The 16,695-nt window shown below is 67.9% G+C and carries 5 protein-coding genes; all 5 read left to right on the forward strand.

The genetic code is table 11. The annotated features are described in order from the left end of the window. Positions 1–37: 37 nt before the first annotated feature. From HNP46_RS18950 to HNP46_RS18970, 5 genes are read left to right on the forward strand one after another with little or no spacing between them, the layout of a single operon-like run. Positions 38–10,597: a VCBS domain-containing protein gene (locus tag HNP46_RS18950; RefSeq protein WP_184591926.1), complete on the forward strand. Its 10,560-nt coding sequence runs from the start codon at positions 38–40 to the stop codon at positions 10,595–10,597. A 38-nt stretch (positions 10,598–10,635) separates the two neighbouring features. Next, complete coding sequence (locus tag HNP46_RS18955) at positions 10,636–12,219, forward strand: TolC family protein (RefSeq protein ID WP_184591928.1); 1,584 nt, start codon at positions 10,636–10,638, stop codon at positions 12,217–12,219. Next, the gene (locus HNP46_RS18960; RefSeq protein ID WP_184591930.1) at positions 12,203–12,997 is read left to right on the forward strand and encodes an efflux RND transporter periplasmic adaptor subunit; all 795 of its coding nucleotides are present in this window, start codon (positions 12,203–12,205) and stop codon (positions 12,995–12,997) included. Before HNP46_RS18955 ends, HNP46_RS18960 begins: the two co-directional genes overlap by 17 nt. Next, positions 12,990–14,330, forward strand: coding sequence for an efflux RND transporter periplasmic adaptor subunit (locus HNP46_RS18965; RefSeq protein ID WP_184591932.1), 1,341 nt, complete (start codon positions 12,990–12,992; stop codon positions 14,328–14,330). The genes HNP46_RS18960 and HNP46_RS18965 overlap by 8 nt, the downstream gene beginning before the upstream one ends. An 18-nt stretch (positions 14,331–14,348) precedes the next feature. Further along, positions 14,349–16,448, forward strand: a complete 2,100-nt coding sequence (locus tag HNP46_RS18970) for an HlyD family efflux transporter periplasmic adaptor subunit (protein ID WP_184591934.1) — start codon at positions 14,349–14,351, stop codon at positions 16,446–16,448. The last annotated feature ends 247 nt before the right edge of the window (positions 16,449–16,695 follow it).

A 16,695-nucleotide genomic window follows, 5' to 3' on the forward strand; every position in this document is an offset into this window, starting at 1 on the left:
GCTTTTTCTCTGGGGATTTTCAGCCGGAATTAGGGAAATGCAGGCCAAATATCGTTCGAAGATTTTCCAGCCCGCGGCCCACGCCCTGGCGCTGGAGCAACGCATTCTCTTCGACGGTGCCGCCGCCGCGGCCGTCGATCAGCAACACCACGACAGCAGCGCCGCCGAGGCGAAGGACACGGCCAAGCCGGCCACCGCCGTCGAGGCCCGTGCCCAGGCCGCCGCTCCGGCGCAGGCCGCGCCGCGCAACCTGGTGGTGATCGACGCTCGCCTGGAAAACCGCGACCAGCTCTCCGCCAACCTGCCGGTGGGCACCACGGCGCTGGTGGTGGATGCCGGCCAGGACGCCATCTCTGCCATCAGCAATGCCCTGGCGCAACTGGGCAAGGTCGACTCGATCCAGATCTTCTCCCACGGCGCCACTGGCCAGTTCACCCTGGGCAACCAGACCTTCACCAGCCAGAGCGTCGACCAGCTCGGCGAGCGCCTGAGTGCCTGGCGCAGCGAACTCAATGCCGGTGCGGACATCCAGCTCTACGGCTGCGACGTCGGTGCGGGCAGCGCCGGGCAGGCGCTGGTCAACGAACTGGCGCGCTGGACCGGCGCCGATGTCGGTGCCTCCAGCAATGCCACCGGTTCGACCAGCGCCGGCGGCGACTGGAATCTGGAAGTCCGCAACGGCGACGTGGACAAGGCCATCGCCCTCTCCGCCACGACCCTGGTGGACTTCCACGGCCTGCTGGCCGACGCCAGTCCCACCGTGAGCATGGGCAGCGGTGGCTCGGCCGTGCGCCTGGGCGACCAGTTCACCTTCGACGTCAGCTTCAGCAACCCGTCCACCCAGGTCGGCTACGCGCCCTACATCGACCTGTTCCTGCCGGCTACCGGCCGCGATGGCGATGATGGCGCCACCTTCGTGTCCGCCACCTACCTGGGCCAGGCGGTGAAGAGCTACGTGCTGACCTTCGACGCCAACGGCAACGCCACCCACCCGCTGGCCAAGGACGCCAACGGCAACGCCCTGGTGATCAACGCCGCCAGCGTCGGCATGAAGCCGGGCGACCAGATGGTGGTGCTGCAGCTGCCCTATGCCAGCGTCACCAACGGCCAGCCGAGCATCGACATCCAGGTCACCGCGCAACTGAGCAACCTGGCCGACACCAGCTATTCCGACGGCGCGCCGAATCTGACCATCAATGCCCGTGGCGGCTTCGAGTACGGCAACGATTCGCTGAACAACCCGGCGCAGGACCCGACCCTGGTCGAGGCCGCGCTGCACAGTTTCATCGTCACGCCCACCCTGCTCTCGGTCACCCAGACCGTGGACATGCCCGAGGGCGAGACGGTCACCGGGCCGAACTTCACCCGCACCGAAACCGTCACCGTGACCCCGGCCACCGGCCAGACCCTGACCAACGTCACGGTCACCCAGACGGTGCCCGATCAGGTCCACGTCAGCTCGATCACCCCCGGCGCCGGCGGCACCCTCGCCTCGGTGACGCTGCACGACGGCACCGTACTGACCAACCCGGCACTGATCGCCGCCGCCCTGGCCAACCCCAACGCCTTCGTCGCCAGCTACAGCATCCACTACGACACCCTGAGCGGCCCGAGCACCACCCAGGTCGGTTTCTACGTCCCGCAGATCGACGCCAACGGCCGCCCGGTGATCGACCCGGCCACCGGCAACCCGGTGAACATCACCTTCGGCACCGCCACGGTGGACGGCGAGTGGAACCCGCTGGACCCGCGCGACCGGCCGACCGATCCGGACGGCTACCCGTTCACCGTCACCGGCAATGGCCAGGGCGCCACCTTCGTCGCCAAGTCCATCACCCTGCTCAAGACGGTGGCCCTGCAGAACGACGTCGGCAGTGCCGGTATCACCCCCGGCGACACCCTGCGCTACAACATGGAAGTCGCCATCTCGGACTTCTTCGCCTTCGGCCAGAACATCCTCGGCCAGGGCCGCTTCACCGTCACCGACCTGCTCAGTGACGGCCAGACCTTCGACCCGGCCAATCCCCCGTCCCTGGTGATCTCGCAGAACGGCCAGTCACAGACCATCGCCCTCATTTATACCGCGACGGTGAATGCCGACGGCAGCACCACCCTGGTCTTCGACATTGCCAGATCCATCGCCGCCGCCGTGCAGGGGCCGGGGCTCGCCGCGCTGTTCGGCGACCTCTGGTTCGACACCCAGCAGGACGGTGCCACGCGCCTGACCATCGTCTACGACGCCACCATCGACACCACCTACACCTCCGACCACCCGCCCCACGACCAGCTCAACGAGGGCGACAGCATCAGCAACAACGCCACCGTGGACGCCTCGGTGCTGCGCGACTCGGTCAACATCGGCGGCGAGCAGACCGATGGTTCGACGACCACCAGCACCATCCAGAGCTCCAACGTCGACATCGTCCTGAGCGAAGTGAACGGCGGTGCCCCGCCGGGCAACGGCGAGCTGCGCCCCGGTGACGTGGTGACCTTCACCATCACCTACGACCTGCTGGTGGCCGACTACGAGAACTTCAAGCTGACCGCCTACCTGCCGCTGCCGCTGCTGGATGCCAATGGCATCGCCTGGAGCTTCGGCAACGGCGTCGGCCAATGGAGTTTCGGCGCCGGCAATACCATCCTCGATGTGCCCGACAGCGTCACCACCGGTGCCGGCAACTCGATCATCTTCGACTTCGGCAACTACGTATCCGGCGGGCTCAACGGCGGCACCGTGCAGGTGCGCTTCACCATGGTGGTGGGCGACCAGCCCTACGCCGACCAGCGTTCCCTGGACGTGCTCGCGCAATCCAGCCAGACCACCACGGTGGACAAGGAAGTGCTGATCTCCTCGGATGTGGCGGAGATCGAGTCGGTGGCCGAGCCGGTGCTGGACATCAAGCACGGCGTGGTTTCCAGCAGCAACGGCACGGTTACCGGCACCACCGGCACCTGGGCCCAGCCGGGCACCAGCGGCGTGCCCTTCACTGGCAGCGTCACCAGCTTGGCGGCGGTGGACGGCAATGTCACCGGCATCGACGGCGCCGACACCCTGCGCCTGGCCACGGCGATCAAGAACAGCGGCGGTGGCGGCGCCTATGACGTCACCACCAGCATCACCCTGCCGGCCGGCCTGGCCTTCGTCGGTGGCGGCCTGTCGGCAGCCAACCTGCAGATCTATCGCGGCGACGGCACCCTGCTGACGGCAGGCGTGGACTACAGCGTCAGCGGCAATACCATCACCTTCATCGACAGCAACGGCCAGGCCGGGCTGCTGGCCGGCCGCGCCGGCACCGCCAACGACCTGTCCGGCGCCAACGTGGTGGTGATCACCTACGACGTCACCGTCGACAACGCCATCCTCGCCTCGCGCACCCTGCAGTCCAGCGCCGCACTGACCAACTACGCCAGTGTCGAGGGCGGCCAGGACTTTACTCCCACGGACCTGGTGGACGCCGCCAACCAGCAGGTGGCAGCGCCCACCATCACCAAGACCTACCAGAACGGAAGCCTGAGTAACGACGACTCCAGTGCCGCCCACACCACCGGCAGCAACCTGGTGATCGGCGAGAAGATGACCTACGACATCGTCGTCACCCTGCCCGAAGGCTCCACTGCCAACCTGCGCCTCGCCGACCTGATCCCGCCGGGCCTGCGCCTGGACCTCACGGCCTTTGGCGGCGCGGGCTACCAGCTGATCACCACGGTCGCCGGCAGCGGTGCGCTGGGCCAGGACTTCGGCGGCAACGTCAACGTCCTCACCTTCAGCGGCGACGGCAGCGACGGCGGTGACCTCAACCTGGTGTTCAGCGCGGCCGGCTCCACGGCAGACAACAACACCGGCAACAACGCCTTCGTCATCCGCCTGGTGCTGGTGGCGAGCAACGTGCTGGGCAACCAGCAGGGTGTCGGCCACAACAACGGCGCCCAGCTGACCTACAGCGACCCGGACGGCGACACGCCCAACGGCGCCACCGCCGTGGATCGCACCGTCGTCAGCGCGCAGCAGCCCAGCGTGACCATCGTCGAACCGACCCTCACGGTGACCCAGCAGATCACCACCACCCCCGACTTCGGCGGCTTCGACCAGGGCGATACGGTCACCTTCGACATCACCATCGCCAACAACTCCGGCACCAATGCCTTCGACATCAGCCTGCAGGACCTGCTGCCCACGCAGATCGACGGTCTGACCTTCAACGGCAGCATCACCTACAACGGCGGCGCCACCAATAACGGCGGTGTGGACTTCATCATCCAGAACGGCCAGCTGATCACCGCCAACGGCGCCAACATCGATATCGCCAATGGCGGCAGCATCGTCATCCACCTCACCGGCGTGGTGAATGCCAGCGCCGCGGGCCTGGCGGTCATCCCGAACAACGTGGAAGTGCGCTGGACCAGCCTGGACGGCACCAGCAACACCACCGACACCACTGCCGGCGAACGCGGCGGCGACGACGGGCTGCTCAACTCCGGCGTGCTCAACGACTACCGTACGCTCAATGCCCTGCTGATTCCCGTCACCAACGGCATCCTGGTGTCCCGCGTCGGCGGGGTCGACGCCACGCCGCCAGCCACCAATTCGTCCGGCGCCACCGACACCGCCGGGTTGCAGGAAACCGTGGTGGTCGGCGAGATCGTCCGTTACCGCGTCACGGTGCTGGTGCCCACCGGCGACAACCCCAACTACCAGATCCGCATCGAGCTGGCGGCCGGACTGGAGTTCATTCCCGCCGACCTCAACAACATCCTCATCGCCCTGGGTTCCAGCGCCATTGGCGGCCTGAGCACCGACGCCACCGACCTGATCAGCAGCGGCACCCTGGGCATGATCGGCAACCAGTCCAGCGACGTGGCCCAGGCGATCCACCCGGACCTCTCCGGCGACAAGCCCACCGGCGTGTTCAACATCAACAACGGCCGCCTGCAGATCGTCACCAACGCCAATGGCAGCCAGACCGTCACCTTCAGCCTGGGCAACCTGACCAACACCGAAGCCAACGACGGCGACCTCGAAGGCGTGATCCTCGAGTTCAACGTGCGGGTCACCAACGTCGCCAGCAACCAGGCCGGTGCGCGCCTGGGCATGAACGTGGTGGAACACGTCGGCGACAACGGCGGTGTCGATCGCGGCAAGAGCGACACGCTGTTCGAGCAGGTGGTGGAACCGGGCTTCACCGGCATGGACAAGTCGGTGATCGACATCACCCCCGGCGCCAGTTCCACCAACGCCACGGTATCGGTCGGCTTCACCCAGAACGGCGGCGTGCCGGCCTACAACGTCGAGCTGCGCGACCAGTTCCCCAACGGCAGCAACTACCAGATCCAGAGCATCAGCATCAACGGCGTCAGCTACACCACGGGCACCCTGCCGGCCGGGGTAACCGCCAGCGTCGTCGGCGGCCAAGTGGTGGTGACTTTCGATCAACTGAACGTCAACGACACGGTGCAGGTGCTCTACAGCGTCGACCTGCCCAATACCGCCATCGCCGATAACACCGCAAGTTCCGCGGTGCTGACCTGGACCAGCCTGCCCACCGACTTCGAGAACGCCGGCTGGGGCGGTTCCCTGCCCCTCACCGCGGGCGGCGCCGATGGCGAACGTACCGGCCAGGACGGCGCTGCCGGGCTGAACAACTACATCCTCAGCGATGGCGCCGGCATGGGCGTGGTCCAGGGCACGCTGTGGGACGACACCAAGTCCGCCACCAACAGCGCGACGCCCGATGGGCCGGGCCTGGGTGGTGTCGGCGTAACGCTGACCTGGGCCGGCGACGACGGCATCTTCGGCAACGCCGACGACCGCACCTTCAACACCGTGACCGCCAGCGACGGTACCTACCGCTTCGCCATCCTGCCCTCGGGCAGCTACCTGGTGGCGGTGGCGCAGGACTTCCAGCTGGCGACCAACAACCGCTTCCACGTGCGCGTCGACACCGACACCGGCGCCGCCACCGTGGGCCTGGGCAGCATCAGCCTGAGCCTGGGCGAAGGCGCCATCGGCACCGCCGACGCCGGCTACGTGCACATCAACGAAGCGCCGATCAACACCGTGGCCGACCAGCATGGCGTGGAAGACACCGTGCTGCACATCGTCGGCCTGGCCACCAGCGATGTCGACGTCAACGCCGGCAATGCCGACGGCGTCATGACCGTCACCCTAACCGTGGTGCACGGCAGGATCTGGCAGAGCGCCACGGTCCCCGGCCCGACCGATGCTCCGCCGGCAGGCGCCGGACGCACCCTGGTGCTGACCGGCACCCTGCAGCAGATCAACATCGCCCTCGGGCAGATCTATTACAAGGGCGACCAGGACTTCAACACCTTCCGCGACGCCGAGACCCTGACCATGGTCACCAACGACCAGGGCAACTTCGGCGACAAGGACGGCGACGGCATCCCCGGCGAGAACCCGGACGACGCACTGACCGACACCGACGTGATGAATATCGTCATCGACCCGGTCAACGATGCGCCCATCGCCATCAACGACACCGCCATCGCCGTGGAGGCCGGCGGCCTGAGCAACGCCGACCCGGGCGTGGACCCCACCGGCAACGTGCTGGCCAACGACATCGACGTCGACATCCAGACCAACAACGACTTCCTCACCGTCACCCGCATCGCCAGCAACGTGGTGCCTGGCGGAGTTGCCGTCGCCGCCAACGGCGTCACCAGCATCCAGGGGCGCTACGGCACCCTGCTGATCACCGCCAATGGCGGCTTCCAGTACATAGTCGACAACAGCAACGCCGAAGTTCAGGCGCTGCGCACCGCCAACCAGCGGATCAGCGACTTCTTCGGCTACAACATCGTCGACAGCGGCGGCCTGGGCAGCAGCGCCGTGCTGCTGGTGGACATCCACGGCGCCAACGACACCCCGGTGGCCGTACCCGACACCGGCACCGCCATCGAGGCGGGCGGTACCAACAACGGCACACCGGGCCAGGACGCCACCGGCAACGTGCTGACCAACGACACCGACGTCGACGGCACGTTCTACGGCGAAACCAAGGCGGTCAGCCTGGTGCGCTACGACGGCCCCGGCGGCGGACGCATCTTCCCGGTCAGCGCTGGCAGTCCCGCCACCCTGCAGGCTGTGTTCGGCACCCTGACCATCAACGCCGATGGTTCCTACCGCTACGTCATCGACAATAGCCTGCCGGCGGTGCAGGCGCTCTCCCCCGGCCAGATCCTGACGGAGAACTTCACCTACCAGATGACCGACACCGGCGGGCTGAAATCCCTCACCACCCTGACCATCACCATCCAGGGCGCCAACGACGCACCGGTGGCGGTGGATGACCACGGCGACGCCAGCGCCGGTGCCAGCGACGGCAGCCCGGCGCCGGTCAACGCCACCGGCAACGTGATTACCGGTAATGCCGGCGTCGGTACCGACACCGACGTCGACAACGCCGACCAACCCAACGCCACCCAGCTCAAGGTGGACGGCGTGCGCGCCGGTCTGGAAACCGCCGGCAGCGTGCCTGGCAACGTCAGCAGCGGCACCCCGGGGGTGATCGCCGGCTTCGTCGCGCGGACACCGGACGGTTCGCTGCTGTTCAACGCCACCGGCAGTTTCGGCCAGCTCACCCTCAACCAGGACGGCAGCTACACCTTCGTGGTCAACAGCGCCGATCCGACCATCCGTGCACTGACCGCCAACCAGACCCTGGACGTGATCTTCACCTACCGCATCCATGACACCGGTGGCCTGACCGATACCGCACAACTGGTGATCACCGTGCGCGGGGTCAACGACCCGCCAGTGGTCAACCCGGTCAGCGTCGATGCCATCGAGGCCGGCGGCCTGAACAACAGCATTCCCGGCCTGGACCCCAGCGGCAGCATCCGCTCGTCCTACAGCGACCCGGACGGCGACCCGGTCACCATCACCGCCATCGTCAACTCCAACAACGTTGCCGGTACCGTGGGCCAGAGCCTGGTGGGCCTGTATGGCAGCCTGGTGCTCGACGCCCAGGGCAACTACCGCTACGTGCTGGACAACAGCAATCCGGCAGTAGAGGCCCTGCGCCTCAATCAGCAGACGCTGAGCGATGTGTTCAGCTACACGGTCAGCGACAGCAACGGCAAGTCCGTGACCGCCACCTTCACGGTGGTCATCCACGGCCGCAACGACACCCCGATCGCGCAAAATGACACGGGTACAGCCATCGAGGCCGGTGGCACCGACAACGCCACCCCCGGCGCGCCGGCCATCGGCAATACCCTGCTCAACGACGGCGACGTGGACGGCGCGCCCTACGGCGAAACCCGCACCCTGGACGCCCTCTATGTCGGCACGCGGGCCAGCAACGGCGCCTTCCTCAGCCTGGTCAACGGCACCCGCACGGTGGTCGGCATCTACGGCACCCTGACCCTCAACGCAGATGGCAGCTACACCTACGTGGTCAACGACAGCCTGCCAGCGGTGCAGGCACTGAAGACCGGCGACACCCTGACGGAAGTCTTCACCTACCGCATGCATGACACCGCCGCCGCCAGTTCGGCAGCCGAGCTGACCATCACCATCCAGGGCCGCTACGACGCCCCGGTGGCCAACGACGACATCAACTACGCGGTGGCCAACCTCGATGGCAGTGGCGGTCGCAACCCCACCGGCAACGTGATCAGCGGCCTCGACCTGCTGGGCACCAACATCGGCGCCGACACCGACGTCGATGCCGGCGACCACATGATCGTCACCAGCATCGCCAAGGGCCCGGAAGGCGCGCAGGTGAACACCGTACCGGTGGTGCCGGGCAGCCCGCAGACCATCCTCGGCGCCTTCGGCACCCTGGTGATCAACGCCGACGGCAGCTACCAGTACTTCGTCGACAGCAACAACCCGACCATCATCGCCCTCGGTCCGCTGGCCTTCGCCATCGAGGAGTTCACCTACCAGATCACCGACGACGGCGGCCTCAGCGACCAGGCCACCCTGGTCATCCTCATCCGCGGGCAGAACGACCCGCCGATCACCGCGCCGGACTTCGGCAGCGCCGTGGAAGATGGCGGCCTGCACAACAACGTGCCGGGCAGCAACCCGTCCGGCAACGTGCTGGACAATGACACCGACCCCGACACCATCACCACCATCCCGCAGGACGTGATGCACGTGGTCTCCTACTGGGCCGGCGACAGCCAGACGCCCACCAGCGCTACCGTGCCTGGCCAGAGCCTGCGCGGCCAATACGGCACCCTGACGCTGAACCTGGATGGCAGCTGGAGCTACCAGCTGGACAATTCCCTGCCGGAAGTCGAAGCCCTGCGCGCCAGCGGCCAGACCCTGCAGGACAAGTTCACCTACCTGGGCGCCGACATCTGGGGCGGCGCCACGCCCGGCCTGCTGACCATCACCATCGACGGCCGCAACGACACGCCGATCGCCACCGACGACGGTGCCATCGCCGTCGAAGCCGGCGGCGTGAACAACGGAACGCCCGGCGTCGACCCGCGCGGCAACGTGCTGGACAACGACACCGACGTGGACGGCGTGCAGTACGGCGAGACCAAGTCCGTCGTGCAGTACACCAGCCAGAGCGGCCGCACGGTCTCCGCCGGCAGCGTGCTGCAGGGCCTCTACGGCACGCTGGTGATCAACGCCGACGGCAGCTACGAGTACCGCGTCGACAACGCCAACCCCACCGTGCAGGCGCTGCGCACCGCTGGCGAGAAGCTGCAGGAAGTCTTCACCTACCGCATGCGCGACACCGCCGGCGCCACCTCCGACGCACGCCTGACGGTGGTCATCCAGGGCGCCAACGACAACCCGGTGGCGCGCGACGACAGCAATACCGCCACCGACCAGGTGCCGGCCCCGCAGACCAGCGGCAACGTGCTGCCCAACGACAGCGACGTGGATGGCGGCGACGCCCTCACCGTCACCGGCATCCGCACCGGCCAGGAGACCGGCAGCGGCAGCGCCGGGGTGATCGGCCAGCCCATCGCCGGACGCTACGGCACACTGATCCTCAATGCCGATGGCAGCTACACCTACAGCATCGACCTGAGCAACAAGGAGGTGCTGGCGGCAGCGGGCCTGGGGCAGATTCTCAAGGACTACTTCACCTACACCATCAGCGACCTGGCCGGCGCTACCGACGATGCCCAGCTGACCATCACCCTGGACATCGCCACGCCGTACATCCCGCCGGGCCCGCACTTCGACCGTAACGGCGACGATGGCTACCCGGAAAACCGCATCCCCGATGTCGACCCGGTGGTCTATGTGACGCCCGAGGTCCGCCGCGTCGACAGCGCGCTGGAACAGGCCGCCTGGGACAGTGACGGCAACGAGATGCGCCTGTTCGCCACGGCGGAAATCCGTGTCGCCATCGGCGAAGGCCTGGGCGCGGTGAACGACCAGTTCGTTGCCGAAGCCGTGGCCGAAAGCCGCGAGCTGAGCCAGCTGGACTCCAACTGGATCCAGGGTCGCCACGGCGTGGTCAGCCTCACCGCCGACGGCCTGCTGCCCGACCCGTCGCTGTGGGCGCCAGCGCACATCGACATGGTGCCGCGCAACGACCACACCGCACCGGGCTTCCGCGCCCAGCTGCGCGAAGCCGCCCAACGTCGGAGCGGCCAATGAGGAACTCGAGAACTTCCAGGATCGATCAAGGACTGAACATGCCCGCCTATGCACTGAAATGCCTGAGCGCCACCCTCACTGTCAGCATCCTCCTCAGCGCCTGCTCGGCGTTCGAGCCCAAGCCCTACACCGAAGAGGAAATGCGCCAGCGGGTGATCGACGACCAGGCGCGGATGTACAAGGAACAGGAGCCGGTCAACGGGCCGATCACCTTCTACGAGGCCTCGGCACGCGCGCTGAAGTACAACCTCGACTACCGCCTCAAGCTGCTGGAAAGCGCGCTGGCCTCCGACCTGCGCGACGTCACCAGCCACGAGATGCTGCCGCGGGTGGTGGCCTCCGCCGGTTACTCCGGGCGCAACAACGACTCCGGCGGCACCTCCATCGGCATCGAGGACCGCCAGGTCAGCCTGCGGCCGTCCACCTCCGAGGAGCGCTACCGCCAGCTCTACAGCCTCGGCCTGTCCTGGAGCCTGCTGGACTTCGGCGTCGCCTACTACCGCACGCAGCAGAAGAACGACCAGATGCTGATGGCCGAGGAGCGCCGCGAGAAGGTCGCGCAGAACGTCCTGCAGGACGTGCGCAACGCCTACTGGCGCGCCCTGGGTGCCCAGCGCCTGCTGCCGGAAGTGGACGGCCTGCTGATGCGCACCCACCGCGCCCTGACCTCCGCCCGCGAGGCCGAGGGCAAGGGCCTGCTGCCGCGCCAGGACATCCTCGCCTACCAGCGCGCCCTGCTCGACTCGGTGTACATGCTCACCGTGCGCCGCCAGGACCTGGAGTTCGCCCGCGCCGAACTGGCCGCGCTGATGTCGCTGCCGCCGAATACCAAAATGGTCCTGGCCGACGTTGGCGAGCAGCCGTTGCCGCTGGTGACCAACAACATCGACCAGCTCGAACGCCTGTCCCTGGAGCGCCGCCCGGAGATCATGGAGGAGTGGTACCGCAAGCGCGTCGACATGAACGACCTGAAGATCGCCAAGGCCCAGCTATGGCCCAACGTCAGCTTCAACTACGGCTACGAGTACGACTCCAACAAGTACCTGTACAACAACGACTGGAACCAGACCGGCATCAACGTCTCGATGAACCTGCTGCGCCTGGCGCAGTACCCGGACATCAAGGCCGCCGAGGCCAGCCAGGAAAAGACCGACGACATGCGCCGCACCGCGCTGTCCATGGCCATCCTCACCCAGGTTCGCGTCGGCCTGCTGCGCTACCAGCTGGCCAAGCAGGAAGTGGAGTTCGCCGACGAGAGCCTGCGCGTCGACCAGAGCCTGCTCAGCTACGCCCAGTCCGCCCGTGGCGCCGCCCTGGGCAGCGAGCTGGAGCTGATCCGCGCCGAAGGCCGCTTCCTGCTCTCGCGCTACCAGCGCGAAGCCGCCTACTCCGACGCCCAGGCGGCCTGGGGTCGGCTGTACAACTCGGTGGGCTTCGAAGTGATGCCCAGGGAAATCGAGAACCACGACGTGAAGACCCTGGCGCGGGAAATCCAGCGCACCCTGGAGCAGCAGACCAGCACCAACCTGCTGGCCAGCAGCGCCCCCGCCGGCGCGCCCGCTACCACCAGCACCGCCACCACCAGCCGGCCAGAAGGAACCGCCAATGCCGCGCAGCAGTAAGCCGTACCTGCTCCTCCCGTTGTGCCTGATGTTCCTCCAGCCGGCGCTGGCCGATGACGCCAGCACCGGCCTGCCGCCGCTGCCGCAGCCCGCTGCCAGCAACGACAGCGACCCCGGCGCGATCCGCGTGCTGCTGGTGTCCAACCTGGAAACCACCCTCTCCGCGCAGATGAACGGCACCCTCGGTGCACTCAAGGCGAGCCTGGGCGACAAGGTCGCCAAGGACGCCGAGCTGGCCCAGCTCAACTGCGTCGAAGTGAATGCCCGCGCCAAGGTCGCCGCCGCCGAGCTGAACATGGCGCGCTCCAACCTCGCCGCCAAGCAGAACCTGCGCAAGCTCGACGCCGTCGGTGATCTGGAAGTCGCCATGGCCAACACCGAGGTACAGAAGGCCGACGGCGCCCTCACCCTGGCCCGCGCCCAGGCCGGCTACTGCCTGGTGGACGCGCCCTTCTCCGGGCGTATCGCCAAGGTCTACGTCAAGCCGTACCAGACGGTCACCGCCGGCACGCCGCTGTTCGACCTGGTCAGCGACGGCGCGCTGAAAGTCCGCCTCAACGTGCCCTCCTCCATGCTGCCCAAGCTGCGCCCGGACATGCCGCTGGAAGTGGACATCCACGAAACCGGCAAGCACTACCCGGCCAAGGTCAGCGTGATCAACGCGCGGGTCGACGCGGTGGCGCAGACCGTGGAGCTGGAAGCGAAGCTGGACGCCAGCTACCCCGAACTGATCGCCGGCATGAGCGGGGTCGCGCGCTTCCCCGAAAGCCATGAGTGAGCTGCTGCCGCCACCCCAGCTGCTGCTGAGCCTGGCCAATGTGCGGGACAAGGCGCTGGCGGCCGACAGCCTTGGCGGCCTGGCCTTCAGCATCGCCAATGACCTGTTCCCGCTGCTGCGCTTCCACCAGACGCTGGTGTTCGCCTGCCACGACTCGCGCAACGAGCTGCTGGCGGTGTCCGGGCTGGCCAAGCCCACGGAAGACTCGCCCTATCTGGTCTGGCTGGAACGTGCCAGCCGCTGGGTCGCCGCGCAACTGCCCGACGCCACGCCGACCTGGCTGGCCCGCGACGCCATCGAACCACCGGCGGACATCGCCGAGGGCTGGAGCGAGTGGTGGCCCGCCGGGCTCTGGTGCGTGCCGCTGCACGACCGCGCCGGCAAGCGCCTGGGGCTGGTGCTGTTCCTGCTCGACGAGCCGCCGGCGCGCAACCTGCAACCCCTGTTGCTGGGCATCTGGCAGACCTGGGCCCACGCCTGGGCGGCCTTCGGCCCGCGCACCCGCCTGCGCTTCTGGCGGCCGAGCAAGCGCCAGGTGCTGGTCGGCGTCATCGCCCTGGCGGCGTTGCTGCTGATCCCGGTGCGGCAGACGGCCCTGGCGCCGGCCGAGGTCGTCTCGCGCAACGCCCAGGTGATCAGCTCGCCCATCGACGGGGTGATCGTGAAGATGCTGGTGCGGCCCAACCAGAACGTGGAAGTCGGTACGCCGCTGTTCGAGCTCGACGAAACCACCCTGCGCAGCCGTGCCGACGTGCTGGCCAAGGAAGTCGCGGTGGCTGACGCCGAGCTCATGGCCGCCAGCCAGCGCGCCTTCGACAACCCGCAGAGCAAGGGCGAGCTGTCAGTCCTCGACGGCCGCGCCCGCCAGCGCCGCGCCGAACTGGCCGCCGTGCAGGCGCAACTGGCGCGCACCCGCGTGCTCGCGCCGCGTGCCGGTGTCGCCGTCTACAGCGACCCCAACGACTGGCTGGGCAAGCCGGTGGTGACGGGCGAGCGCATCCTGCAGATCGCCGATCCGAAGGCACCGGGCATGCGCATCCAGCTACCGGTGGCCGATGCCATCGCCCTGGAGCCGGGGGCGAAAGTGGCGCTGTTCCTCACCGCCTACCCGCTGGACCCGCTGCACGGGGAAATCCTCGACACCAGCTACCAGGCCAAGCCCAGCGACGAAGGCATGGCCTCCTACCGCCTGCTGGCCAGCGTGGAAAATGCGCCACCCCATGCTCGCCTGGGCCTGCACGGCACCGCCAAGCTCTACGGCGAGCGCGTGGTGCTCGGCTACTACCTGCTGCGCCGGCCGCTGGCCTCCGTGCGCGCCTGGACCGGCTGGTAGCGGAGGCTTCGGTAACCGATGGACATCGCCGCCGAAGACCTGCCCACCCCGCCCCTGCGCGACGACCTGCGCCTGGACGAAGCCGCCCCAGGCCCGGACGGCGAGCCGGTGTGGGTGATCCAGGACAGCGTGCTCAACCGCTTCTACCGCATCGGCTGGCTGGAGTTCGAATGCCTGCTGCGCTGGGAACAGACGCCGCGGCAGATCAGCGAGCAGATCGCCGAACAGACCGCCCTCAAGCCCGACGCCGAGCAGGTGCTGGGCTTTCGCCAGTTCCTCGAACACCACCAGCTGCTGCGTCCCGGCGCCGAGGCGCTGGCCCGCTTGCAGGCACGCAGCGAAGGCCGGCAGTGGATGACCTGGAACTGGTGGTTGCACCACTACCTGTTCTTCCGCATTCCGCTGTTGCGCCCGCAGCGCTTCCTGCGCGCCATCGCCGGCAGCCTGGACTGGCTGTTCAACCGCTACGTGGCGATGCTGGTGCTGCTGCTCAGCCTGGCCGGCATCGTGCTGGTGGCGCACCAGTGGGACACCTTCACCCACGACGTGGTGGAGTCCTTCTCCTTCGAGGGCCTGCTCAGCTTCGCCGCCGCCCTGGTGGTGGCCAAGACGCTGCACGAGCTGGGCCATGCGCTGGTGGCGACGCGGCTGGGGCTGAAGGTCGCGCACATGGGCATCGCTTTCGTGGTGATGTGGCCGATGCTCTACACCGACACCGGCGAGAGCTGGAAGCTGCGCAGCAACCGCCAGCGCCTGGCCATTGCCAGCGCCGGGATCATCACCGAACTGGGCCTGGCCGGACTCTCCACGCTGGGCTGGGCGCTGGCCGATCCCGGCCCGTTCCGCAACGGTCTGCTGTACCTGGCGACCACCAGCTGGGCGCTGTCCTTGGCGCTGAACGCCAGCCCGTTCATGCGCTTCGACGGCTACTTCATCTTCTCCGACCTGCTGGACTTCCCCAACCTGCACGAGCGCGCCGGCGCCCTCGCCCGCACCACGCTGCGGCGCAATCTGCTGGGGCTGGACGAACCCTGGTCGGAGCACTTCCCCACCGGCAAGCGCCGCCTGCTGGTGGCCTTCGCCTTCGGCACCTGGGTGTACCGCCTGCTGCTGTTCCTCGGCATCGCCGTGGCGGTCTATTACTTCTTCTTCAAACTGCTGGGGATCTTCCTGTTCGCCGTGGAAATCAGCTGGTTCATCGTTCAGCCCGTGTGGCGCGAACTCAAGGTCTGGTGGCAGCGCCGCGCGGAAGTGAAGCCGCGGCGCAAGCTGGTATTCCTCGCGCTGCTCGGCGCCATCGTGCTGCTGCTCGCCATTCCCTGGCGCACCCAGGTGCACGCCATGGGCGTGGCCCGGGCGGCGCAGCAGTTGCACGTCTACGCGCCCTTCCCGGCGCTGCTGCGTGACCTGCGCCCCGGCGGCGAAGTGCGCCAGGGCGAGGCACTGGCGGTGATGGAGGAACCGGACATCGCCGCCAAGGTGGCCGGCAGCGAGGCCGGCATCCGTGGCTACGAGGGACGCCTGGCGGGCATGCTCGCCGACCCTGCCGGGCTTGCCGAGGATGCCGTCACCCGTCAGCGCCTGGGCGTGGAGTTCCAGCAGGCCCGCGCCGCGCGCAACGAGATGGCGCGGCTGAACCTGGTGGCGCCCTTCACCGGCCGCTGGATGGACGTCAACCCGGACTGGAAGCCCGGCCAGTGGATCAACACCCGCGAACCCATCGGCGTGCTGGTGGACCCGCAGCACTGGCTGGTGGACGCCTACGTCAAGCAGGACGAGGTGCAGCGCCTCACCGACGGCGGCCACGTGCGCTTCTACCCCGAAGGCGTGCCGAGCCCCATCGACGGCCAGGTGGTGCTGATCGGCACCACCCGCATCAGTCAGCTGGAACAACCGATGCTCGCCTCGCGTTATGGCGGCCCGCTCAACGTGAATCCCCACGGCGAGGCACTGGTACCCAACCCGGCGCTGTTCCACGTGCTGGTGAAGCTCGATGCCGCCCCACCCGGCCTGCACGAAACCCGCGGCCACCTGCAGATCGAAGGCGCCCGCCGCAGTTGGCTGGGCGAAGGCTTCACCCGCCTGCTGGCAGTGGCCCTGCGCGAGAGCGGGTTCTAGCGTTCAGCGGGCCCTTGCAGGGCGGATGTTATCCGCCACCGCAGCAATCCCGGATGGCCCCACGGCTCCGAGCCCAAGGCTTTCGTAGGAGCGGACTCCGTCCGCGATCGCCCCGCCACCGCTGGAGAGCTTCGCGGACGGAGTCCGCTCCTACGCCAACGGGAAAGCCTCGACTTCGTAGGGCGCATAACGCGCCAGCGTTATCCGCCGGGAAAGCAGGCGGCGGATAACCCGTTCCGGGTTATGC

This window comes from Pseudomonas nitroreducens, assembly GCF_014204515.1.
Taxonomy (GTDB): Bacteria; Pseudomonadota; Gammaproteobacteria; order Pseudomonadales; family Pseudomonadaceae; genus Pseudomonas; species Pseudomonas nitritireducens_A.

Coding starts and splice junctions, on each gene's coding strand:
- HNP46_RS18950 (WP_184591926.1), top strand. CDS start 38: ATGCAGGCCAAATATCGTTCGAAGATTTTCCAGCCCGCGGCCCACGCC.
- HNP46_RS18955 (WP_184591928.1), top strand. CDS start 10,636: ATGCCCGCCTATGCACTGAAATGCCTGAGCGCCACCCTCACTGTCAGC.
- HNP46_RS18960 (WP_184591930.1), top strand. CDS start 12,203: ATGCCGCGCAGCAGTAAGCCGTACCTGCTCCTCCCGTTGTGCCTGATG.
- HNP46_RS18965 (WP_184591932.1), top strand. CDS start 12,990: ATGAGTGAGCTGCTGCCGCCACCCCAGCTGCTGCTGAGCCTGGCCAAT.
- HNP46_RS18970 (WP_184591934.1), top strand. CDS start 14,349: ATGGACATCGCCGCCGAAGACCTGCCCACCCCGCCCCTGCGCGACGAC.